Source organism: Streptomyces sp. AHA2 (assembly GCF_036857595.1).
Classification (GTDB): Bacteria; Actinomycetota; Actinomycetes; order Streptomycetales; family Streptomycetaceae; genus Streptomyces.
Genome location: NZ_JAUQWJ010000014.1, coordinates 1 through 23,682, shown reverse-complemented (window position 1 = coordinate 23,682; position 23,682 = coordinate 1). Strand labels below are relative to the sequence as shown.

Annotated in this window: 14 protein-coding genes; 13 read left to right on the top strand and 1 reads right to left on the bottom strand. The window is 73.0% G+C overall.

What is annotated here, in order from left to right:
- Positions 1–7: 7 nt before the first annotated feature.
- The 10 genes from Q5694_RS25120 to Q5694_RS25075 all read left to right on the top strand — a co-directional run bounded on the left by Q5694_RS25120 (position 8) and on the right by Q5694_RS25075 (position 11,794).
- Positions 8–259 carry a lasso peptide biosynthesis PqqD family chaperone gene (locus tag Q5694_RS25120; protein WP_333935602.1) on the top strand — a complete coding sequence of 84 codons (252 nt, stop codon included), beginning with the start codon at positions 8–10 and terminating at the stop codon, positions 257–259.
- Entirely contained in the window at positions 256–696 is a 441-nt protein-coding gene (locus tag Q5694_RS25115) for a lasso peptide biosynthesis B2 protein (RefSeq protein ID WP_255129241.1), read from the top strand. Before Q5694_RS25120 ends, Q5694_RS25115 begins: the two co-directional genes overlap by 4 nt.
- Complete coding sequence (locus Q5694_RS25110) at positions 693–2,639, top strand: ABC transporter ATP-binding protein (protein ID WP_333935600.1); 1,947 nt, start codon at positions 693–695, stop codon at positions 2,637–2,639. Before Q5694_RS25115 ends, Q5694_RS25110 begins: the two co-directional genes overlap by 4 nt.
- Positions 2,636–2,926, top strand: a complete 291-nt coding sequence (locus Q5694_RS25105; RefSeq protein ID WP_230071713.1) for a response regulator transcription factor — start codon at positions 2,636–2,638, stop codon at positions 2,924–2,926. Before Q5694_RS25110 ends, Q5694_RS25105 begins: the two co-directional genes overlap by 4 nt.
- 123 nt (positions 2,927–3,049) lie before the next feature.
- Positions 3,050–3,238, top strand: coding sequence for an FDLD family class I lanthipeptide (locus Q5694_RS25100; RefSeq protein WP_333935599.1), 189 nt, complete (start codon positions 3,050–3,052; stop codon positions 3,236–3,238).
- Between the two features lie 100 nt (positions 3,239–3,338).
- Positions 3,339–4,676 (top strand): lanthionine synthetase C family protein, encoded by a 1,338-nt coding sequence (locus Q5694_RS25095; protein WP_333935598.1) that lies wholly within the window; start codon positions 3,339–3,341, stop codon positions 4,674–4,676.
- A gap of 5 nt (positions 4,677–4,681) precedes the next feature.
- Positions 4,682–7,774, top strand: coding sequence for a lantibiotic dehydratase (locus Q5694_RS25090; protein WP_333935597.1), 3,093 nt, complete (start codon positions 4,682–4,684; stop codon positions 7,772–7,774).
- Positions 7,771–9,555 (top strand): ABC transporter ATP-binding protein, encoded by a 1,785-nt coding sequence (locus tag Q5694_RS25085; protein WP_333935595.1) that lies wholly within the window; start codon positions 7,771–7,773, stop codon positions 9,553–9,555. The genes Q5694_RS25090 and Q5694_RS25085 overlap by 4 nt, the downstream gene beginning before the upstream one ends.
- 9 nt (positions 9,556–9,564) lie before the next feature.
- Positions 9,565–10,512, top strand: coding sequence for an LLM class flavin-dependent oxidoreductase (locus Q5694_RS25080; protein ID WP_333935593.1), 948 nt, complete (start codon positions 9,565–9,567; stop codon positions 10,510–10,512).
- A gap of 76 nt (positions 10,513–10,588) precedes the next feature.
- Positions 10,589–11,794 (top strand): erythromycin esterase family protein, encoded by a 1,206-nt coding sequence (locus Q5694_RS25075; RefSeq protein WP_333935592.1) that lies wholly within the window; start codon positions 10,589–10,591, stop codon positions 11,792–11,794.
- Positions 11,795–11,806: 12 nt separating this feature from the next.
- Here the strand turns inward: Q5694_RS25075 and Q5694_RS25070 are convergent, their stop codons facing one another.
- Positions 11,807–12,337 (bottom strand): hypothetical protein, encoded by a 531-nt coding sequence (locus Q5694_RS25070; RefSeq protein ID WP_175446498.1) that lies wholly within the window; start codon positions 12,335–12,337, stop codon positions 11,807–11,809.
- A 1,000-nt stretch (positions 12,338–13,337) separates the two neighbouring features.
- Between Q5694_RS25070 and Q5694_RS25065 the strand changes: the two genes are divergently transcribed.
- The 3 genes from Q5694_RS25065 to Q5694_RS25055 form a co-directional block, all read left to right on the top strand.
- On the top strand, positions 13,338–14,597 hold the full coding sequence (locus Q5694_RS25065) for an NAD(P)/FAD-dependent oxidoreductase (protein ID WP_333935591.1): 1,260 nt from the start codon (positions 13,338–13,340) through the stop codon (positions 14,595–14,597).
- A gap of 393 nt (positions 14,598–14,990) precedes the next feature.
- Positions 14,991–16,184 carry an aromatic ring-hydroxylating oxygenase subunit alpha gene (locus tag Q5694_RS25060; RefSeq protein WP_333935590.1) on the top strand — a complete coding sequence of 398 codons (1,194 nt, stop codon included), beginning with the start codon at positions 14,991–14,993 and terminating at the stop codon, positions 16,182–16,184.
- A gap of 2 nt (positions 16,185–16,186) precedes the next feature.
- A partial coding sequence (locus Q5694_RS25055; RefSeq protein WP_333935732.1) for an amino acid adenylation domain-containing protein occupies positions 16,187–23,682 on the top strand: 7,496 nt, incomplete at its 3' end.

The following is a 23,682-nucleotide window of genomic DNA, read 5'->3' as shown; positions in this document are numbered from 1 at the left end:
AAACGCGATGCAACTGCGCGAGGACGTGTCCTTGGTCGACACGGACTACGGCAAGGTCCTGCTCGACGGCGGCACCGGCGAGTACTGGGAGCTCAATCCGACCGGCAGTCTGGTCCTGACGGGCCTGCTCGCCGGCAGACCGGCCGGGGAGATCGCCGCCACGCTCTGCGCCGCGTTCGACGTGGACGGCGACCGTGCGATGGCCGACGTCACCGCGCTCCTGACCGCGCTGCGCGACGCCCGCCTGGTACGGCCATGAGCTTCCACCCCGTGCCGGAGACACACACCGGGACCACGTTCGCGCAGCGCGCCGCCGCCCGCCTCGCCGTGGCGGCGGCCCGCCCCCTGCTCCTGCTGTCCCCCGCCCGGCTCGGACGGTTCCTTCGCCTGGTGGCGCGTGGCGCGCGCCCGGCCGGACACGACCGTACGTACCGGGCGCGCCAGGCGGTCACTACGGTCAGCGCGGTGTGCGCGGGACGTGAGGGCTGCCTGCCCCGGTCGGTGGCCACGGCGCTGCTGTGCCGGGCTCGGGGGGAGTGGCCCACCTGGTGCGTCGGCGTCCGCGCCGCGCCGCCCTTCGGCGCCCACGCCTGGGTGGAGGCGGAGGGTCTGCTGGTGGGCGAGGAACTGCCCGAGAGCTACTTCCGGGTGCTGATCAGCGTGGGCTCCCGGACCGAGGAGAGGAGCCGCCCATGACGGAACCGCCCGTCAGCAGGCCCATGACCGACCCGCTCGCGACCGGGGACTCGCCCGGGCCCACCACCGCTCCCCGGGCCGAGCCCGTGACCGAGCCGACCGCCGGGGCCGCCGGGACCGCCCGGGGCGGCGAAGGAGGAGAGGACGCCGAGCCGCCCGAGGGCCCCCGCCCCGGCACCGGTGATCTGCTGCGGCTGCTGCGCGGCAGCGGCAGGACCGTCGGCGCCGCGCTCGCGCTGACCGTCGTCGGCACCGTACTCGGCCTGCTCCAGCCCCTTCTGACGATGCGTCTGATCGACCGGGTCGCCGCCGACCGGACCTTCTCGCTGCTCGTCGTCGCGCTCGCCGCCCTCTTCCTCGCCCAGGCGGCGCTGGAGGCGTGCGGCCAGTACCTGCTGGACGTGACGGGCGAGAGCGTCGTGCGGCGCCTGCGTCGACGGCTCGTCGAGCGGCTGCTCTTCGTCCGGGTACGCGAGCTCGACGGCCGACGGGTCGGCGACCTGCTGTCGCGCGTCGGCACCGACACCACCGTGCTCCGCGACATGGTGGCGGGCAGCTTCGTGCAACTGGTCACCGTCTCCGTGACCGGCGTCGGCGCGGCCGGACTGATGCTCTGGATCGACCCGGTGATGTTCCTCGTCGTCGCCGCCACGCTGCTGGTCGCCGCCATCCTCGTCGCCGGGGTGATGGCAGGCATCCGTACCAGTACGGAACAGGCCCTGGCCGGTGTCGGCGCGATGACCGCCGACCTCGAACGCGCCCTCGGCGGCATCCGGACCGTACGGGCCGCCCGCGCCGAGCCCCGGGAGGCAGAGCGCATCGGTGCGGACGTGGACGCGGCCTACACCGCGGGCGTGCGCTCGGCCCGGCTCGGTTCCGTCGTCGGGCCCGCCATGGAGATCGCGGTCAACGGGTCCTTCCTGCTCGTGCTGCTGATCGGAGCCGTCCGGGTCTCCGGCGGCTCCATGTCCGTCAGCGAACTGGTCGCGTTCCTGCTCTTCGCCACCTACCTCGTCATGCCGCTCGCGGGCCTCTTCAACGCGCTCAGCCTCATCCAGCGCGGCCTCGGGTCGCTCCGCCGCATCGAGGACGTCCTCCGGCTGCCCGTCGAAGGCTCCGAGGGGGCCGTCCCGAGCGCGCCGGCCCCGGCCGCCGTCCCCTCCGGCCCGGTCTCCTCGCCCCTGCTCGACGTGCGCAGCGTCGCGTTCTCCTACGGTGACCGGCCCGTGCTGCGCGACGTCTCCTTCTCCGTGCCCCGGACCGGGCTCATCGCTCTCGTCGGACGGTCCGGCGCGGGGAAGACCACGCTCGTCTCGCTCGTCGAGAAGTTCTACGAGCCCGACCACGGACAGCTCCTCTTCGACGGCGAGGAGCTCCGCAGAGTCGCCCCCCGCGCCCATCGCGCCCGTATCGGACTGGTCGAGCAGCACGCGCCCCTGCTCTACGGAACACTGCGCGACAATCTCACCTACGCGAGCCCGGAAGCCGACGAGGAGGCAATTCTCGAAACGCTGCGGATGGTGAATCTGGCCGAACTCGTCGAATGCCTTCCGGACGGCCTGGAAACCGCCGTCGGAGACCGCGGATTCAACCTTTCCGGCGGCGAACGCCAGCGCGTCGCCATCGCCCGCGCGCTGCTTCCCAGGCCCGAACTCGTCCTGCTCGACGAACCCACCTCACAACTCGACCCGATCAACGAACGCGACCTCACCGACATGCTCCGCGGCATCTCCCGGGAACGTGCGCTGCTCGTCGTTGCGCACCGCATGTCGACCGTGCGCGCCGCCGACCGGATCGTCGTCCTAGACGACGGCCGCGTCAGCGCCGTCGGCACCCACGAACAGCTGCTCACCGAGGACCCGTTCTACCGCAGGCTGACCACCGACCACCTCACGCGGCCGCTGGACAGGGCCGCCGCAGACAGGAGCGTCGCAGCACCGTGAGCGAGACCGAGACACCGCACGCCGCACCCGCCCGCGCGCCGGGCGGGCCGCACTGGAAACCGGCGCTGGGACGCGTCGGCCGGCTCACCCCGCGGGAGCAGGAGACCTTTCTGCTGCTCGCCGAGGGGCTCTCGAACGAGTCGATGGCGCAGCGCCTGCACGTCACCGAGAGAACCGTGCGCGCACATGTCGCCGCCGTCATGGAGAAACTGGAACTCTCGTCCCGCCTCGCCGTGTGCCTGGCTTCTTACGCATTCGCCACGGAAGGAATTCCCCGGCCGGTGTGAATATTGTCGCCACGGCCAATGGAAGAGACGAACGCGATTCGACAGGATTTCTCCAGCGCCGGGAAATCGCCGGCGTCCCCGGCGGATTCGGCCGCCGGGAAAGGAACTCCGAAAGGAAGAGTCATGTCGGACGCATTCGACCTGGACGCCCGTATCTCCGCCCCCGCCGCCGGCCCCGCCGGTGAGCAGGCGCCCCCGCCGTCGATCTCGTCGATCGCCACCCGCACCGTCTGCACCCGGGTTGGCTGCAGCGTCACCAAGACGTGTGCCTGCACCTCGATGTGCACGATCCTCTGCGTGGCCCCCAAGTAGGCACGGGCTGAACGTCTGACGGGTGCTGCCGTGGTGGAGACACGGCAGCACCCGTCGACGCAGCGCGAGCAGCACGCCGAACAGACAGGACTGGACTGACATGCACCTCGCCCACCACGGTACCGACACCTGGGCCGGCACGGCAGACCCCGCACTCGTGCGCCGCGCGCGGACGGCCGTCAGCCGGGTCGTGGCCGCGACCGCGACCCCCGCCCAGCTCGACGACCTCGCGCTCCGCGCAGCCGAACAGAGCGACACCTCCGGCGCCTGGTACCCGCCCAGTCTCACCCACGGCCTGGCCGGTTCGGCCCTCCTCCACCTGTACGCCGCCCGCGCCGGGCTCGGTGAACCGGAGACCGCGTACACCCACATACGCGAGGCGGTCCTGTCCACCCAGATCGAACCCCTGGAGCACCACGGCCTGTTCGCCGGCACCAGCGGTCTCGCCCTCGCCCTCACCGACGTCGCCCGGGACGAGCCCCGCTTCGGGCCCAGCCTCGACCGGCTCAACGAGCAGCTCGCCGAGCAGATCCTCGCCGCGCCCCCGCACCGGATCGAGCGCTCCGTCAGCGACCTCGACTACGACCTGGTCACCGGAGCCGCCGGCACCCTCGCCCACCTCGGCGCCGTCCCCGATCCCTCGCCCCGGGTCGCGGAGGCCGTCGCCGTGCTCGTGGACCACCTCGTCTGGCTCGCCGGACCCGCCGAGACCGACGGCACCCCGCACCGCTGGCTCATCACCCCGGCGCACTACCCGCCCGTCGGCGACTACCACGTCAGGTACCCGCACGGATATCTCAACCTCGGCCTCTCACACGGCGCTCCGGGCGTGGCCGCAGCTCTCGCTGCCGCCTGGGAGGCGGGCCACCGCAGGCCCGGCCAGCGCGAGGCCGTCGCCCACCTCACCCGTTGGATCCGGGACCGGGCCGGCACCGACGAGCACGGCCCCGTTTGGGGCGACGGCGTCCCCGTCGACGAGCACGGCCACGAGGCCGCCACCGGCCGCGGACACGACCGGATCGCCTGGTGCTACGGCACGGTCGGCGTCGCGGGCGCCCTGCTGACCGTCGCCGAGGCAACCGCCGACGAGGAACTCCGCACCGCCGCCGTCGCCGCCTTCGATGGCGCGCTCGCCCGTGCCGGACACCTGCGGCCGCTCTCGCCCACGCTCTGCCACGGGCTCGCCGGACTCGTCATGCTCACTCTGGAGTTCGCGCCGCACAGCACCGCCGCCCGCGACCGGCTGCCGGCCCTCGTCGGGGAGCTGCTCGACGACCACGACGCGGCACGTCCGCTCGGCTTCGCCGACCTGGAGGACCCCGACGTGCCCGTCGACGACCCGGGGCTCCTCACCGGTGCCACCGGCGTGGCCCTCACCCTGCTCGCCGCCCTCGGCGAGCAGCGGCCCCTTTGGTTCCGCGTCTTCCTCGCCCGGTGATGCCCATGCCGTCCTACGAGCCCGCTGGCTTCTTCCTGCTGCGCGCCCCGGTCCTGCCCGCCCGCACCTTCCTCGACCTCACCGAGGACCCGGCCCGCACCCCGGGTGCCCTCGTCGAACGGGCCCGCCGCCCCGACGTCGCCCGCGCCTTGCTCGTCGCCAGCGAGGACCTGGCCGGCAGCCTTGACCGCCTCGACGAACTGCCCGAGAAGCGCGTCCGCCGCCTCCGCTCCGGGCTGTTGCGCTACCTGACCCGCATGGCGACCCGGCCCACCCCCTTCGGAGCCTTCTCCGGCGTCGCGATGGGCGAGTTCGGCGCCGCCACCACCGCCCGGCTCGGCCGACCCGAGGACCACCGGCTGCACGTCCGGGCCGACATGGGCTGGCTGCTGGCGCTCATCGAGAAGCTGGAGGAGGACGCGGACCTTCTGCGCCGGCTCCACCTCGTCCTCAACCCGACGGCCGCCCGCGCGGGCGACCGCGTCGTCCTGCCGCAGGCCGACAAGTACGGCCGCCACGACGAGCGGACCGTCCGCGTCCGAGCCACCCCCGCCGTCGACCTCGTCATGCGGACGGCCGCCGTGCCGGTCCCGTACGAGCGGCTCACCGCCGAACTCGCCGCCGCCTTCCCCGACGTGCCCGCCGAGACCGTCGAGGGCCTGGTCCGGCAGCTCTGGGACCTCGGCTTCCTCATCGGCGACCTGCGGCCGCCGCAGACCGCGGGGCGCCCCGAGCACCACGTCCTGAAGAAGCTGACCGACGTCCCCGCCGCCGCGACCACCGCCGAACGGCTCCGTGCCGTCGCCGACCTCGCCGACCGGGTCCACGACACCGCCTCGCTGCGCGCGCTCGCGGCGGCGCAGGACGAACTCGTGCCCGGTCACAGCGGGCGGAGCTACCAGGCCGACACCCTCCTCGACCTGCGCGAGCCGGTCCTCGACGCCTCGGTCGGACAGGCCGCGGCCGACGCCGTCGGCGTCCTGATGCGGCTCAGCGCCGCCCAGGGCAGGCGCGACCATCTGACGCGCTACCGCGAGGAGTTCATCGAGCGGTACGGCGCCGGGACCCGCGTCCCGGTCCTCAGCCTGCTCAGCCCCGACACCGGCTTGGACGCGCCGCCGACGTACACCAATCCGCCGCGCTCCATCGAGCTGCCCACCGCGCCGCCCGACGACACCGCCCGTCTGGACGGCGCGCTCGTCGAGTTCGCCCAGCAGGCGTGGTGGGACCGGGCCGACGAGGTCGAGCTGACCGACGCCTGGCTCGACCGGCTCGCACCGCCCGGCCCCATGCCCGACCCGCCGCCCGCGATGGAGGCGTACCTCCAGATCCACTCCGCCGACCGGCAGGCCCTGGACCGGGGGGAGTGGCGGGCGGTCCTGCGTCACGACAGCCTCACCTACGGAGGACGCACCTTCGGCCGCTTCGGCCACCTGCTCGGCGAGGACGCCGTGGAACGGCTCCGGGGATACGCGCGGCGCGAGGAGGCCCTCTTCCCCGACGTCGCCTACGCCGAGCTCGCCTTCCTGCCGCCGTACGGCCGCGCCGCCAACGTGACGCTTCGCCCGGCCGTCCGGCCCTACGAGATCCCCGTCAACACGGCCCCGTCGGTGGACCCGGACCGGGTCGTGCCGCTGGACGACATCCTGGTCGGCGTCTCCGGGGACCGCTTCCACCTGTGGTCGCGCCGGCTCGACCGGGAGATCGTCGTGGCCCAGCACCACATGCTCAGCCCGACCCTCGCCCCGAACGTCGCCCGCTTCCTGATCGAGGCGTCCCTGGACGGCCACATCCTGCCGACCGGCTTCCACTGGGGACCGGCGGAGGCGGCTCCGTTCCTGCCGCGTGTCAGCCGCGGCAAGGTCGTCCTGCGGCCCGCCCAGTGGCGGCTCGCCGCCGGCGCCGTCGACGACCTCGACGGCTGGCGGGTCCGGTGGCGGGTGCCCCGGCACGTCTACCTCGTCGAGGCCGACCAGCGGCTGCTCCTCGACCTCGACCAGCCCGCCTGCCGCGAGGAGCTCCGGGCGGAGTCGGCCAAGCGGACGAACGTCGTGCTGCACGAGATGCTGCCGTCCTTCGACGGCATGTGGCTCCAGGACGAGGCGGGCGAGCGCTACGCCGCCGAGGTCGTCGTGCCCGTCGTCGCCCGCGACGCCGTGCGCGCCACGCGAGCGCCCGTGCCGCGCCACCGCCGGGAGGTACCGGTGGAGCGTCATGCCCCCGGCGGCCCCTGGACCTTCCTCAAGGTCTACGCGGCGCCCGAACGGCAGGACGAGATCATCGCCGGCCCGCTCCTGGACCTGGTCGGAGAACTGGCCGCCCAGGAGCTCCTGGACCGCTGGTTCTACATCCGGTACGCCGACCCCTTCCCACACCTGCGGCTGCGGGTGCGCGGCACCGACCCGGCCCGTACCCTCACCCAGATCACCGCGTGGGGCCGGAGCCTCGTCGACCTCGGACTCGCCCGCGACATCGAACTCGCCGCATACGCACCGGAGATCGCCCGTTACGGCGGCCCGGACGTCTTCGACACGGCCGAACGGCTCTTCCGCGCCAACAGCGAGGCGACCGCCCTGCTGCTGTCCCGGCGGCTCGACATCAGGCCCGAGTTCCTCGCCGTCGCCGCTCTCGACACCCTCCACGTCCAGTGGGGCGTCGACCTCTCCCCGTACGCGGACCACGGCACCGGCCCGGACGAGACCCATGTCCGCGACAGCCGCGCCCTGTTCCGTGCCCACCGCGACTACCTCTGCGAACTCCTCAGCCCCTGGGACCGCGACCCGCACCCGGAGGGCCGGGCCCACCGGTCTCTGCTCCAGGAGACCTTCGGGGCACAGGCGCCCGCGGTGGCGGAGACCGCGGAGGCGGTGCGAGCGGCCGCCCGGCAGGGCGTCCTCGTCGGCTCCGAGGAGCAGGTCCTCGCCAGCCTGGCCCACATGCAGATCAACCGGCTGCTGCCCATCGACCTCGACCGGGAGGCCCGCAGCCACGCCCTGTGGGCCCACGTCCGACGCGCGCTCCGCGGCCGCGAGGCCGCCGCCGGCGTCCCGACGACGAGCACGGCGCACACGGCGGCGGCGGGGGAGGTGCGCGGATGATCTGGCTGCGCGTCAGCGGACTTTTCTGGCGGCTCAGTCCGCTGCGCGTGACGGCCTTCACGGTCGTCTCCGTCCTGCTCGCCCTGATCCCGGCCGCCCAGATCGGGCTCGTCGCCGCCACCGTGCAAGGCGTGGCCGACGCCGTCACCGGCGACCCGGACGCCGGACGCACGGCTCTTCTCGCGGGCGGTGCGCTGCTGGGCGTGGGCCTGGTCAATCACGTCCTCGGCACCTTTCTCCAGTACCTCGACACCCTGCTGCGCCTGGAGCTCACCGCCCGCGTGGGCGAGTGGGTGATGCACAAGGGAACCCGGCTCGACCTGCAGCAGTACGAGGACGCCGAGATCTACGACACGATGCAGCGCGCCTTCCAGGAGAGCAGCGGCGGCCGCGTCTACCAGGTCTTCACCCAGCTCCTGGAGGTCGGCCGGGAGCTGGTCACGCTGGCGACGGTCAGCATCGTGCTCTTCACCTGGAGCCCCTGGATCGCCCTGGTGATCCTGCTCTCGCCCGTCCCGTCCGTGATCTCGTACATGTTCTTCAGCCACAAGGCGTACGAGATCGAGTACGAACGGGCCCCCGACCGCCGCCGCCTGTACTACTACCAGCACCTCACGACCACCGACCACACCTACAAGGAGGTGCGCCTCTTCCAGCTCGGGCCGCACCTCCTGGAGCGGTACACCCGGCTCGTGCGGACCTTCTTCGACGTGGACCGGCGCCTCGCCCGCCGGCAGTCCGTCCTCGGCGGCGTCCTCGGCCTGGTCAGCGTCGCCGCCTCGTCCGGCGCCGTGCTCTGGGCCATCCACACCACCACCGAAGCGGGCCAGGTCGGCCAGCTCGCCGGCTACCTCCAGGCGGTCGGCTCGATCCAGGTCTCCGCGCACGGCATGCTGCTCGGCATCGCCGCCCTCTACAAGGACAGCCTCTTCCTCGGCAACCTCTTCGCCTTCTTCGCCCTGCCCGAACGCCGGCTCAAGGGCGGCAGCCGGCCCTTCCCGGACACGCTCCGCAAGGGCATCGAGTTCCGGGACGTGCGCTTCGTCTACCCCGGCACCGGCCGTGTCGTCCTCGACGGCGTCAGCTTCACCCTGCCGGCAGGCGAGTGCGTCGCCCTCGTCGGGCAGAACGGCGCCGGCAAGACCACCCTCGTCAAGCTCCTCACCCGCCTCTACGAACCGACGAGCGGGCAGATCCTCGTCGACGACGTGCCCATCGAGGAGTACGACCTCGACGATCTGCAACGCCACATGGGCGTCATCTTCCAGGACTTCATCCGCTACGAGCTGCCCGTCCGCGACAACATCGGCTTCGGCCGTGTCGAGGCCCGCGAGGACACCACACGCATCGCGGAGGCGGCCCGCGCGGGCGGCGCTTCGGCGATCGTGGACGAGCTCCCGCAGGGCCACGACACCGTCCTCGGCCGCCACTTCGAGGACGGGCACCAGCTCTCCGGCGGACAGTGGCAGAAGATCGCCCTCAGCCGCGCCTTCATGAGGCGCGCCCCCGTCGTCGTCCTCGACGAGCCGACCGCGGCGATCGACGCCGAGGCCGAAGCCGAGATCTTCTCCCGGCTCCGGGACGTCGCCCGCGGCGCCACCTCCCTCGTCATCGCCCACCGCTTCTCCACGGTCCGGATGGCCGACCGGATCGTCGTCCTGGAGAACGGGAGGGTCATCGAGGACGGCGTCCACCAGGACCTGCTGCGAGCCGACGGCGTCTACGCCCGTCTCTTCCGAATCCAGGCTTCGGGCTACCTGACCGAAGCCGCGTCCTCCTGAGGCCGAACGATGCGCGTATCCGTCCTGTACCCCCTCATGCCGACGGACCCCGAGTCCCTCGTCCCCTTCGCCGCACTCGTCCGCGACGGCGGGGCCGCCCGCCTCTGGCAGGGCCAGTCGCTGAGCGCGGACACCCAGCAGGTCTTCGCATATCTGGCCGGGCGGGGATACCGCGTCCCGGTCGGCACCAGCGTCGTCCTGATGCCGCTGCGGCACCCCATGGAGGCCGCGATCCAGTCCCGCTCCCTCGCGCTGCTCACCGGGCACCCCACCGTTCTCGGGCTCGGCCCCGCGACCCCGGACTTCGTCGCGGGACTGCACGGCAAGCCGTACGACAGCCCGCGCGACGCCTGCCTCGCCTACCTCCGGGAGGTGCGACGACTGCTCGGCCCCGAGGACGACGACGGCGCCGTCCGGCTCCCCCCACTGGTGCACCCCGGCGTCGAGACCGGACTCGGCGTGCTGCGTCCCGCGCTCGCACGCGCCGCCGGGCAGGTCGCGGACGCCGCGATCAGCTGGATGACCCCGCACGGCTACGTCCAGGACACCCTGCTGCCCGCCATGGCCAAGGGCGCCGCCGAGGCGGGCCGCCCCGTGCCGCGGGTCGTCACCGTTGTGCACGCCGCCGTCGATCGCCCGCACCGCAACCCGTACCGTCTCGCCTACACGGCCGCACGCGCCCACCTCGCCGGACCCCACTACACCGACATGCTCCGCCGCGCCGGGCTGCGCGTGCACCACAGCCGCCCGAACCTCGGCGCCCGCGCCCTCGTCGACGCCGGCGTCTTCCTGCACGGCACCCCCCGCGAGATCGCCGCCGGACTGGCCGAATACGGACGCGCGGGCGTGGACGAAATTGTCGTCAACGTCGCGGGCGTGTATTCCGACCATGGCCGAGAGGACGCCGTACGAGACCTCAGGGAGATCCTGACGGCGTGCCGCGAGGCCGAGAGCTGACACACGATCGCGTGCGGCGACACGGGCGGGCCGCAGGGGCCACGCCACGCCGCACGCAGGGAGGAGGGGCACCCCGGTGCCCGACGAGATCGCCCGCTGGCTGACCGAGCACGCCCGCCCCCTGGACACGCTGACCCCAGGTGCGCTCACCGACGACCTGAAGCCGCTGGGGGACACGCTGCGCGGCGCCCGGATCGTCGGCCTCGGCGAATCCACCCACGGCACAGCCGAGTTCTTCCGGCTCAAGCACCGGATCATGGAGTTCCTGGTCCGCGAGGAAGGGTTCACCACCCTCGCCATGGAAGCCAGCGAGTCCGCCGCCCGCGCCCTGGACGCCTACGTCCGGCACGGCGTCGGATTCCCGGCGCGGCTCGTCGCCCGGCTCGGCTTCTGGACCTGGCGCACGCGGGAGATGGTCGACCTCGTCGAGTGGCTCCACGCACACAACCGGGACCTGGCCGAGGAGCGCCGGGTCCGCCTCGTCGGCATCGACCCGCAGCGCGCCGCCGACTCGGTCGAGGCCGTGACGTCCTTCCTGCGCGCGCACGCGCCCGGACGCGAGGAGGACGCCCGCGCCCTGGAGGTCCTGATCCACGCCCGCCCCGGCTCGCGCCCCGACCCCGAACAGAAGCTCCGGCAGCGCGCCGAGGACGTCGCCCGCCACCTCGCCGGCCACGCCGACGCCGACGATGAGCTGGTGGAGCACGCGCGGATCCTTGTCCGCGCCGCCGATCTCGTGACCCGCTCGCTCGACCAATCCGGCGGGGAGGAGAGTGCCTTCGCCGTGCGCGACCGCGCCATGGCCGATGCCGTCGCCCGCCTCGTGGACGCCGATCCGGCGGCCCGGGTCATGGTCTGGGCGCACAACGGTCACCTCGCGAAGGGCACGTACGGGGACCGGGTCACCGCGCTCGGCAGCAGGCTCCGTGAGCGTTACGGTGACCGCTACTACGCCCTGGCCCTGCTCTTCGGCAAGGGCTCCTTCCTCGCCCGCAGGGGCGACCACCTGCAGGCCCCTCCTGTACGGCACCGCATCGGCACCGGAACCCGGTCCATCGAGGCACGGCTCGCCGACGCCCTGAAGGGCGACTACTACATCGACCTGCGCTGCACCGCACCCTGGCTGCACGCGCCGCAGGCACAGCGCAGCTTCGGCGCCAACGTGCCGCGGTTCTCCTACCGTTTCCACACCGCGCCGCTCGTACCGGCGAAGGACTACGACGGCATCGCTTTCGTCGCCCGCTCGACCTGCTCCCACCCGCTGCCGCAGGCTGAGAAATGAGGGCAGACCTGCTCACGGCCACATCTCCAGCAGGGCGTTCAGCGTCAGCTTCCACATCGGCTCGGCCCCCGTCCCGAAGGCGGCGGCGAGCGCGTACCCCACGGCGGCGTCGTGGGGCTCCGCGTGCTCGCCGCTGTTCGGCTCCTCCCACTCGGCGCTGACCGACCCGTCCCCGGTCGACGTGAAGACGCCAAGGAGACGGCCGTCGCGCAGCAGACGGCTGGTGCCCAGAGAGTCCGGCACCAGCAGATACCCGTGTCCCCGCGCCGAGGATTCGACCTCCACCCGGTAGGAACGCCGGGTCAGGAAGCCCTTCGCAGGGCGCAGGGCCTCGTCCGCGCCGTCCACGCTCAGGGTAAGCCGCCCCTGTTCGCGCGTACCGATCGGCACATGGCTTTCCGGCGGGGTACCGGCGCTCCGCCGGATCTCGGTGCGCGGCAGCCCGTCACCGCTCACCGTCACCGTCCCGCCCTCGTGGTTGAGCGCGATGTGGACCATCCCGAAGAGCCGATCGGCGGCGGGCTTGTACGTGAACTCCTCCATCGGCGCGCTCTCCTCTCCTCGTCGCCCTGTTGATCGTCGCCCGCCAGTCTCCGCCAGGGTGGCGAGGACGGTTCCCTTTTCGGCCACGGAGTCGGACGAGCCGGGGAAAGCGTTGGGCGACCTGATCCAGGGAATGCCCCCGTCATGCACCCCGAACGGGCACCGCGACTGAGCTGGTACACCGCGCTGCTTCCGAGTCCACCCCGCTCTCCCCGGTCATCAGGCACACGGTGCCCAGCCGTCACTGCGTCCCACTGCTCGACAAGAGGGAAGGCCGACGACCGTCGCGTGGAGCGCCGCTGATCGCTCCCCACTAGGGGGCTACGCGCGAGTGCATCGCGTCAGAGGGGGTAACGGTCCTTTGTGACGCTCGTCTGACGCTCTGGATGTCAGCAAGCGGGCTGGTGAGCCGAGGAGATGGGTCTGACCTGCCGTTCTTCAAGATCTGGCCTGGCCGACATCTTTTCGACGACGCACCACGTGGAGTGCGTGGCGATCCTGGAGCCGGCCGCCAAGGGCCGCTGATCCGCCGTCCCGGCTCCCGGCGCGGGTTCCGACGCACGAGCGGCGCGGGCTTCCGACAGGTCGTCACGCGCCGCTTCGGCGGTCGCCCGGCCACCCCGCGGGGATCGCAGCCGCCGGAAACGAGGATGCCGCGAAAGGGTTAACCGGTGGCGTCGGCTCCTCTTCGGTAATTCCAACGCCGGTCGTACGGGATCGGAGTATTCCATTCAGCGTCTGCATTCCAATAAACGGAATGGCTTGTTCTTTACCGTTGCTTGGGTTGTGTTCTGCGTTACATTTTTGGCCGGTAGAACGTGGTCAAATTCGGGCATACGGCATCATCACAGCGTGGAATTTCTCATTCAGTTGGCGAAATAGGTAACCCTCGGCATTGCCGTCACATGACCAACCCTTGACCTTGATCTGCCCCTTGCCTAGCCTCCGTATCACGCTCATTCCACCAGCCTGACGGTGTGTCAGGACGTGGGGCTGACCAATGCGGGGGAACCATATGTACGACGTCGTTGTTGTGGGCGGCCGCTGTGCGGGAGCGCCTCTGGCCATGCATCTGGCCCGTCAGGGTCACCGCGTTCTCGTCGTGGACCGGGCCTCCTTCCCGAGCGACGCGGTGTCGACCCACTACATCCACCAGGCGGGCCTGCTGCGGCTCAAGGAGTGGGGCCTGCTCGACGAGATCATCGCGGCCAAGACACCCGCGCTCCGCAAGATGCACTACGCGTACCGGGGCATCGAGCTCAACGGCTTCGCGGAGCCCGTCGACGGCGTCGACGCCGTCTACTGCCCGCGCCGCACGGTGCTGGACGAGATACTCGTCAACGCCGCCCGCCGGGCCGGCGCCGAGGTCGTCGAAGGTTTCACCGTGACCGACGTGGTCGTCTCCGAGGGCCGTGTCACCGGTATCCGGGGACGCGAGGGCGACGGCCCCGAACGCGAGTTCCGCGCGACGGTCGTCGTCGGCGCCGACGGGTTCCACTCCACCGTCGCCAAGAAGGTGGGGGCGGAGCTGTACAACGTCCGTCCCGCCGCCGGCTTCGTCTACTACTCGTACTTCAGCGGTCTCGAGTCGTGGGGCCTGCACCACAAGAACGGCTTCAACGAGAAGTGGTTCGGCACCTGGCCGACCAACGACGACCTGACGATGGTCGCCATCATCGGCACCAAGCGCCACCTCAAGGAGTTCCGCCAGGACGTCGAGTCCAACTTCCAGGCCGTGATCGACGACGTCTCCCCGGAGATGGGCGAGCAGTTCCGCGACCAGGGCCGTCGCGTGGAGGACTTCCGTCCCATGCGCTACCCGGACAACTACTACCGCCGCGCGTACGGCCCCGGCTGGGCGCTGGTCGGCGACGCCGGCTACCACAAGGACCCCTACACCGGCTGGGGCATCACGGACTCCTTCCTCCACGGCGAGCTGCTCGCCGAGCGCATCCACCAGGGCCTCGCCGGCGAGCGCCCGATGGAGGAGGCGCTGGCCGAGTACAACAAGCTCCGCGACGAGGAGAGCGCCGGCGTCTACGACTTCACGACGACGCTGGGCGAACTCACCGAACTGCCGCCGTTCTTCAAGGCGACGATGAGCGCGATGAGCAAGTCGCAGGAGTGGACCGACAAGATGCTCGGTCTGATCGGCGGCATCGTCCCGGACTACGAGATCTACGCGCCGGACGCCCTGGAGCGCCTATACGACGACGCCGGGGTGCCGCAGGACGAGCGGATCTACGACCCCGCCGGCTGATCACGCCCCGCCGCTCCTCCTCCGACAGTCCTCACGCCGCCGGGTCAGTAGCTCTCCGCCGCGCGCCGAGCGTGCCGTTACCGACGCTCGCGCCGGCGTCCCGCGCCCCACGTCTGCGCCGGCCTCCTCCCACGCCGCCACCCCCGCGCCCCCTGTGACGGGACGACTGTCCCGGACACCGGTGTCCCCCCTGCGCGAGGGGCCTCGCCGGCCGGTCCGTTACCGCACACCGACGCGCCGGGCGCGCCCGGATCCGCACACCCTCCCCCCGCAGCACCCCAGTCGTCCCACCGTCCGACGCGCCCGGGGACCGGTGCGGCCTGCCCGCAGGCCCCGGCCCCGCGGCGACGCCGGCACGGCATTCCATGCGCTTCGTTCGAGGGAGTCCCGCAGATGACGCGTGCGTCCAGCATGTTCGACCTCATCAGTGACCAGGATGAGGACAGGCCCTACTTCGAGACCGGCGGCATCGGCAGGTCGCACGAGTTCTACACGGGCGAGGAGCAGTTCCGCCGGGAGATGTCGCGGATCTACGGCCGGCGCTGGCTCCCCGTCGACCACGTCTCCCGGTTGAAGGAGAAGGGCGCCTACAGCACCCTCAACATCGGCTCCGGCTCCATCCTGCTCATCCACGGGGACAACGGGATCCAGGGGTACCACAACTACTGCCGGCACCGCGGCTACAAGCTCGTCGAGGAGGCCACCGGCAAGCGCCAGAGCCTGGTCTGCCTCTACCACTGCTGGGTCTACGACCGGAACGGCAAGCTCAAGAGCCTCAACGGCACGTACATGGACCACTTCTTCGACAAGGAGAAGAACGGCCTGCTGCCCGTGCGGACCGAGATCCGCCACGGTGTGGTCTTCGTGGCGCTGTCCGACGACGCCCCCGACCTCGACGAGTCGCTGGGCGAGTTCGGCGAGTTCGCCAAGGCCTACGACCTCGCCGAACTGGTGTGCGCCGAGGCCAAGGACTACCCGGTCGCCTCGAACTGGAAGCTCGTCGCGCACAACGTCAACGAGAGCCTGCACTTCCCCACCGCCCACAAGGACCTGCACCGCATCACCGACTTCGACGACGCGGGCACCTATGACCTGAAGGGCGACATCGTCGGCGCCTGGCAGTCCATCCGCACCGGCTACAACTCCGTCTCCATGACGGGGCGCAGCGCCCGGGCGCCGATGCCGAACGTCCCCGAGGGCGACCTCCAGAAGATCAACTGGATCACCATCCTGCCCAACCTGCTCTTCGGGTTCACGGCCGACTACGTGATGATGCAGTGGGTCTGGCCCGAGAGCCCCGGCACCTGCTTCGTCCGCCACTTCTGGCTCTTCCACCCCTCGGAGACCGCCAAGAGCGACTTCTCCCACGAGGACGTCTTCGCCCTGTGGGACAAGGCCAACTACGAGGACTGGGAGATGTGCGAGCGGACGCACCGCGGCCTGTCCAACCCGCTGTGGACCCCCGGCCAGCTCTCCTACGACGAAGAGGTCGTCGCCCAGATCGACGCCTGGGTCGCGCGCGAGACCACGGACGCCGGCGCCGAGGACGGCGGCCGGGCCGCCGAACCCCGAAAGGCGGCGCAGTGAGCATGGAGGCCAACTGCTACCTCATCGGCGGCACCCGCGTCCTCACCCAAGGCGCCGCCCGGCTCCTCGAGGCCGGCGTGACGATCGAGGGCATCCTCAGCGACGACCCCGCCGTGGTCACCTGGGCCGGCACCCACGACATTCCGGTCCTCGACCCGGCCGGCGACCTCATGGCGCTGCTGTCGGACCGGCCGTTCGACTACCTGTTCAGCATGGTCAACTTCCGGATCCTGCCCGGGGACGTCCTCGGTCTGCCGAGGGTCGCCGCCATCAACTTCCACGACGGCCCGCTGCCCCGCTACTCCGGCAGCCACGTCCCGGCCTGGGCCCTGTACGAGGGCGCCGCACGGCACGCGGCCACCTGGCACCTGATGACCGAGGCCGTCGACGCCGGCGGCGTGCTCCTGGAGCGCTGGTTCCCGGTCCGCGACCACGCCACCGCCCTCTCCCTCACGTACGAGGCCGCCGAGGTGGGCATCGAACTGTTCGCCGACCTCGTCCCGCACGTCGTCCGGCGCACCGTCCCCGACGTCCTCGACACCAGCGGCCGCGAACGCCGCTTCTACCGCCGGTCCGCGCGCATGGCCGCCGGGGGCGTCATCCACGCGGGCACCTCCGCCGCCGAGGCCGCCCGGCTCGTCCGGGCCCTCGACTACGGCTCCTTCCCCAACCCGCTCGGCGTGCCCGCCCTCGTCACCGAACGCGGCGCCGTCTACACCCGGCAGGCCCGGCTGATCCCGCGCGACGAACCCCGCACCGAGACCACGGTGCTGTCCGTGACCACCACCGCCGTCACCCTGGCCGCGCCGGACGCAGACCTCGTGCTCAGCGACTTCAGGGCCGTCGACGGAAGCACGCTCAGCGGCCAGGCCGCCGCCCAGCGACTCGGCGTCGCCCCCGGCTCCCCGCTCCCGGCCGTCTCGCCGGAGCGGCTGGCCGACATCACCGACGCCCACAAGCTCCTGCGCCCCCACGAGCCGTGGTGGCGCGCCCGCCTGGAGGACGTGCGGCCCGCCCCGCTGGCCGCCGACGACTTCTCCGCGGCCACCGCCCACTACGGACACTACGAACTGGCGTACCTGCCCGCCTCGCGCGACGAGAACGTCGCCGTCTGCCGGGCGTTCCTCGCGGCCGTCGCCGAGCGCGCCGGCGAGGAGACGTTCGACTTCGCCTGGTCCCCGGCCGCCGCCCACGTCCTCGCGGAGCGGACGCACGGGCTGACGGCCGCCCGCTTCCCCGTGCGCTACGACGGCGGCACCGCCCGCGCCCTGCGGGACCGGCTCGACGAGGCCGCCGCCCGGCACGGCTACGCCGGCGACCTCGAAATCCGTCTCGGTCTGGCCGGGCGGCCGCTCGGCACGGACGAGCCGAGCTTCACCCGCGTCATGGTGCTGGAGCGCGCTCCCGGCGAGGAGGCGTCCGCCGACCCCCACACCGAGATGGCGCTGCTGTGCCTGACGGACGGCCCGCCCACGGTCTTCGTGCGGGAGACCGCCATGGGCGAAGCCGAGGCGCTGCGGTTCGTCGAACGCGTCGAGGACCTCGCCATGGCGGCGCTGCTCCAGGGCGACGAACCGCCGACCGCGTCGTCCCCGCCCGGCGCCACCGCCGCGCTGGCCGCCACCGACGGGCTGGCCGCCACCGACGGGCTGGCCGCCACCGACGGGCTGGCCGCCACCGACGGGCTGGCCGCCTCGGCCGCGTCCTCCGCCCCCGGCGTGCGGCCGGAGCCGGATGCGGCCCGGGAGCCCGACGAGGAGACACCCGGCGCCGGGACCGTCCTTGACCTCTTCGCCGCGGCCGCGGCCGAGCGGCCCGGGGCCGTCGCCGTCCGCGCCGGGACCCGCACGCTCGACTACGCCGGTCTCGACGGCTGGGCGGACGCCGTCGCGGCCCGTCTGCACGACGAGGGCGTCGAGCACGGCTCGGTGGTCGGCGTCCTGCTGGAGCGCGACACCGCGCTGCTCCCCGCGTTGCTCGGCATCCTGCGGGCCGGCGCGTCCTTCCTGCCCCTGGACCCGGGCTACCCGGTGGACCGGCTGCGGCGGTACGTGGAGGTCTCCCGCTGCGAACTCGTCCTCACCGACGCCCGCACCCACGACCTGGGCACGTCCCTGGGTCACGCGCGGCGGGTGCCCGAGGCGGACGGAGCGGCCCAGGCCGTACCCCCGCACGTCACCGGCGCCGATCTGGCCTACACGCTCTTCACCAGCGGCTCGACCGGCGACCCCAAGGGCGTCGAGGTCGGCCACCGGGCGCTCGCCGACTTCCTCACCGGCGTCGGCGCCCGCCTGGGCGTCACCGCGGACGACACCGTCCTCGCCCACACCACCGTCGCCTTCGACATCTCCCTCCTGGAGCTGCTCCTGCCGCTCACCGTCGGGGCGACGGTGGTCCTCGCCTCGCGCGAGACCGCGGCCGACCCGTACCGGCTGGCCGAGCTCGCGGGCGAGGTCTCCGTGGCCCAGGCCACGCCGAGCCTGTGGCGCCTGCTGCTGGGAACCGGCTGGGCCCCGCATCCCGGGCTGACCGTCCTCTCCGGCGGCGAGGCGCTGTCGCCCGCCACCGCCGAGCGGCTCCACGCGCCCGCCCGCGCCCTGTGGAACCTGTACGGCCCCACCGAGGCGACGATCTGGGCCGCCGCCCACCCGGTGACGTCGGTCGGCACCTTCCTCCCGCTCGGCGAGCCCCTCCCGCACATGCGGCTCCACGTCCTGGACGAGGAACTGAACCCGTGCCCGGCCGGGAGCACCGGCGAGCTGTACCTCTCCGGCACCGGGCTGGCCCGCGGTTACGCCGGACGGCCCGACCTGACGCGGCAGGTCTTCGTCGACCACCCCGTCACCGGGACACGGCTCTACCGCACCGGCGACGAGGTCCGCCTGCACGCCGACGGTGCCGTCGAGTGGCTCGGCCGCACCGACGCCCAGGTCAAGGTGCGGGGCCACCGCATCGAGCCCGCCGAGATCGAGCGGGTGCTGGAGACGGTCGACGGCGTCACGGCCGCCGTCGTCGTCGCGGCGCGGTTCGAGGGCCGCGGCGAGCCGAGGCTGACCGCGTACCTGGTGGGCGACGCCGTGCCGGACAGGTCCCGGCTCGACGCCCTGGTCGGCGCGGCCCTGCCCGCCTACATGCTGCCGGACGCCTACGTCGCCCTCGACGCCCTGCCGCTCACGGACAACGGCAAGGTGGCCCGCGCCCGGCTCCCGCTGCCCACGCGCGACACCATCCTGCGCTCGGTCGCCGAGCAGGCGTCCGGGACCGACGGGATCGGCGAGAGCGCCGCGCCCGGCCGGACCGCCGGAGCCGGCGCGGCCGGTATGACGGAGGAAGCGCTCGCGCAGTCCATCGCGCGGGTCTTCGCGGCCACGCTGGGCCACCCCGACTTCGACGTCCACGCCAACTTCTTCGACCTGGGCGGCGATTCGGTGAACGTCACCGTCGCCGCCGCGAGCCTCGGCGACGAGCTGGGCGCACCCGTCACCGCCCCCGCCGTCTTCGCCACGGGAACCCCGGTGAAACTGGCCCGGCTCCTGGGCGCCGAGGGCGTCGTACCACTGACCGAGACCGAGACCGAGACCGAGACCGCGGCCGGGTCCGTCCGCACCGCGCCGGCCACGCCGGCCGCGACCGCTCCCGTCACCGCCGTTCCCGTCACCACCACGCCCACCGCCACCGCTCCCGCGCGGCCGGCCGGTGACGACGACGCCCTCGCGGTGATCGGCATGGCGTGCCGGTTCCCCGGCGCGAGCACCCCGGACGAGCTGTGGCACAACCTCGTCGGCGGCGTGTCCAGCATCGGGGACGCCCCCGAGGGCAAGCGCGGCTGGGCCCACCTGTGGTCCGAGGCGGACGCCGACGACGTACGGATGGGCTGGGTCGACGGCGTCGAGTACTTCGACGCCGCCCGCTTCGGGCTCACCGACCGTGAGGCGCGCCGTATGGATCCGCTCCAGCGGATCCTGCTGAGCGTCACCGCCGAGGCGATGGAGAGCTGCGGCCGGGACCACACCTCCCTCGGCGCCTCCACCGGCGTCTTCGTGGGCGCCATCGCCAGTGACTTCCCGGAGATCGTGGCCCGCAGCATCGGCCACTCCGACCCGCACGTGGCGACCGGCACGGCCCCCTCCATGGTCGCCAACCGCCTGTCGCACGTCTTCGACTGGTCCGGCCCGAGCTTCACCGTCGACACGGCCTGCTCGTCGTCCCTCGTCGCCCTCCACCAAGCCGCCATGCACCTGCGGGCGGGCGAGGTCGACGCCGCGGTGGTGGCGGCCGCCAACCTGGTGCTCACCCCGGCCAAGACCCGCTCCTTCGCCCGCAACGGCATGCTCTCCCCGCAGGGCGCCTGCCGGGCCTTCGACGACGCCGCCGACGGCTACGTGCGCGGTGAGGGCGCCGGAGCCCTCATCCTCAAGCGGCTCTCCGACGCCGAACGCGACGGGGACCCCGTCCTCGCGGTGGTCCGCGGCACCGCCGTCAACCACACCGGCGGCAGCGCCGGCTTCCTCACCGCGCCCAGCAGGCCGGCCCAGGAAGCCGTACTGCGCAGGGCTCTGGCCCGCTCCGGGCGCTCCGCCGCCGACATCGGCTACGTCGAGGCCCACGGCACCGGCACCCAGCTCGGCGACCTCATCGAGCTGGAGGCCCTCCACGCGGTCCTGGGCGAACCCGCCGGCCGGGGGCCGGTCGCGGTGGGCTCCGTGAAGACCAACATCGGCCACCTGGAACCCGCGGCGGGCATCGCCGGCCTGATCAAGACGGTGCTCGCGCTCCAGGCGGCCCACATCCCCCCGTCGCTGAACTACGAGACGCCCAACCGGTCGTTCGACTTCGGCGGCTCGCCGCTGTTCGTGGCCGACCGTCTCCTTCCGTGGGGTGACGGCCCACGCGTCGCGGGCGTCAGCAGCTTCGGCTTCGGAGGCGCCAACGCCCACGTCGTGGTCGAGGCCGGCCCCGCCGCGGAGCAGGGCGGCACGGACCCCGGTCCGCATCTGCTGGTCCTCTCGGCCGGTTCCGACGACGCGCTGCGCACCCTCGCCCGCCGGCTCGTGCTCATGCTCCGCTCCGCCTACTGCCCGCCCCTGGCAGCCCTCGCCGAGGCGAGCCGGCTGCGGCGGGCCGGGTCACACCGGTTGGCGTGCGTGGTGGACAGCGTCGAGCAACTGCAGGACAAGCTCCAGTTGTTCCTGGCCGGTGTCGAGGACGTCCGCTCGCTCCACGTCGGGGTCGCGGCCCTGGCGGCACACCCGTACGACCTGCCCGGCGGCGAACCGGCGGACCGCGGCCAACTGGCCGCGGCCGCACAGGCGTTCGTCGCCGGCGCGGACCTCGCCGCCGTGCCGCGCCGCCGGGCCGGGGTGCGCTTCCCGACCGCACCGCACGCCGAGAAGTACCTGTGGCTCGAACCCGCGCCGCAGCAGCCGCCCGTGTCGGCTCCGGCCCGTCCGCGCAGCACGTGGACGGAACACCCGGAGGCGGCGGAGCACCTCGTCCTCGGCAGGCCCACCCTGCCGGGCGCCGGGTACCCGGACAAGGTCGCCGAGTTCCTCGGCCGGGACCGCTTCGGCCTGCGCGACCTCACCTTCCGGGCGGCCGTGGAGGCACCCGCGACCCTCACCGCCGCGCGCGACGGGGACGCCCTCGCCTTCCGGGACGGCTCCGGCGCCCTGGTGTGCACCGCCACGCTGACCGCGCCCGAGCAGCCCGTGCTCGCCGTCCCGCCGGCCGCGCACGACTTCACCGAGGTCGGACTCGACGCGATGTACGCGGCGTTCGCCCGCGCCGGGCTGGACTACGGCGCCGGTTTCCGCACCGTGGCGTCCCTCTCGGTCGCCCCCGGGAAGGCTCAGGGCGTGCTGCGCGGCGACAGCGCCGCCGGGGTGGTGGACACCCGGCTGCTGGACGGCGCCTTCCAGGTCGCGCTGGCCGCGTGCGGCGCGCAGGGACTGTACGTCCCCTTCACCGTCGAGCGGCTCACCGTCCTCGGCCGTCTTCCCTCCACCGCGCGCGTCTACGCCCGGCGCGACCGGGACTCCGGCCCGGACTCCGGACTGCTGACCGCCAGTCTGGTGGTGCTGGACGGCGACGAACCCGTGCTGGAGGCACGGGGCATCACCTGGAAGCGGCTCTCCCCGGCACCGTCCGGGCAGGGCGCGGCCGGTGCCGGGGACCACGGCCACCGGCCGGCTCCGGCGACGACTGCGGCTCCAGCCACGACGCCGGCTCCGGCACGGGGGCCGGAACGTGCTCCGGCCCCCGTGCCCGCATCCAACGGCCACCTCCCCGGTGGCCCGCCGGGACGCACGCTCGAAGCGGTCCTGGCCGGCTGGGTGGCCGCCGCCCTGGAGCTGGACATCGCCGAACTGGAGACCGACCGCCCGCTCCAGGAGCAGGGCCTCGACTCGATGCTCGCCGTCTCACTGGCCCAGGACATCCGGGACCGGCTCGACGTCGACATCCCGGTGACCCTGGTCCTGGAGGTCGGCACGGTCGACCGTCTCGCCGCGGAGCTGCGGAACGAGTACGGCGTCACCGCGCCGCCCGCCGACGCCGCCGGCCTGCCGGGCGGACCCGGCGCGGGCGAGCCGGGCGGGGCGGGCGAGGAACCGGCCCGGGCGGCCGCTGCGACCGTCTCGGCCCCTGCGGCCGTGACCGCTGCGACCGCTGCGGCCCCGCCGACCGCTCCGGTCCGTGTGGCGGACGAGGCACCCGCACAGGCCATCGCACCGGACGCCCCCTCCGCCTCCGTGGGGACGGACGCCGACACGCACGACATCGCCGTCATCGGCATCGACGGGGTGTTCCCCAACGCCGGGAGCACCGACGAGCTGTGGCGGGTCCTCGTGGAGGGCGAGGACTGCCTGACCGAGGTTCCGGCCTCCCGCTGGGACATCGACGCCTACTACGGCACGGACGGCACCCCGGGCACCGTCTACCTGCGGCGCGCGGGCTTCGTCGAAGGCCTCACCGACTTCGACCCCGGGTTCTTCCGCCTCTCGCCCGCCGAGGCCGAGTGGATCGACCCGCAGCAGCGCCACCTCGTCCAGTCCGCATGGCGGGCCCTGGAGGACGCGGGCCTGGCCGGCAGGTCCCAGCCGGCCACGGGCGTGTTCGTCGGCGCCAGCTACCAGCACTACCGCGACACCGTCGTCGGGGACGTCGTCCAGACGCCCGCCGGCCTGGGCAACCACAACGCGATCCTGGCGAACCGGGTGAGCTTCTTCCTGGATCTGCACGGGCCGAGCATGACGATCGACACGCTGTGTTCGTCGTCGCTGGTGGCGCTGCACACGGCGGTGCGCAGCATCCGCGCCGGCGAGTGCGAGCAGGCCGTCGTCGCCGGCGTGCACCTGGGCATGTCGCCCCAGTACTTCCAACTCGGCTCCCGCCTGCGCTCGTTCTCCCCGACCAACGCCCTGCGGCCGTTCGATGCGGGTGCGGACGGGTTCGTGCCGGGTGAGGGTGTGGTGACGGTGGTGCTGAAGCCGTTGCGGGC

Coding starts and splice junctions, on each gene's coding strand:
- Q5694_RS25085 (WP_333935595.1), top strand. CDS start 7,771: ATGATCTGGCTGCGCGTCAGCGGACTTTTCTGGCGGCTCAGTCCGCTG.
- Q5694_RS25070 (WP_175446498.1), bottom strand. CDS start 12,337: ATGGAGGAGTTCACGTACAAGCCCGCCGCCGATCGGCTCTTCGGGATG.
- Q5694_RS25060 (WP_333935590.1), top strand. CDS start 14,991: ATGACGCGTGCGTCCAGCATGTTCGACCTCATCAGTGACCAGGATGAG.
- Q5694_RS25100 (WP_333935599.1), top strand. CDS start 3,050: ATGTCGGACGCATTCGACCTGGACGCCCGTATCTCCGCCCCCGCCGCC.
- Q5694_RS25110 (WP_333935600.1), top strand. CDS start 693: ATGACGGAACCGCCCGTCAGCAGGCCCATGACCGACCCGCTCGCGACC.
- Q5694_RS25080 (WP_333935593.1), top strand. CDS start 9,565: ATGCGCGTATCCGTCCTGTACCCCCTCATGCCGACGGACCCCGAGTCC.
- Q5694_RS25090 (WP_333935597.1), top strand. CDS start 4,682: ATGCCGTCCTACGAGCCCGCTGGCTTCTTCCTGCTGCGCGCCCCGGTC.
- Q5694_RS25065 (WP_333935591.1), top strand. CDS start 13,338: ATGCGGGGGAACCATATGTACGACGTCGTTGTTGTGGGCGGCCGCTGT.
- Q5694_RS25115 (WP_255129241.1), top strand. CDS start 256: ATGAGCTTCCACCCCGTGCCGGAGACACACACCGGGACCACGTTCGCG.
- Q5694_RS25095 (WP_333935598.1), top strand. CDS start 3,339: ATGCACCTCGCCCACCACGGTACCGACACCTGGGCCGGCACGGCAGAC.
- Q5694_RS25120 (WP_333935602.1), top strand. CDS start 8: ATGCAACTGCGCGAGGACGTGTCCTTGGTCGACACGGACTACGGCAAG.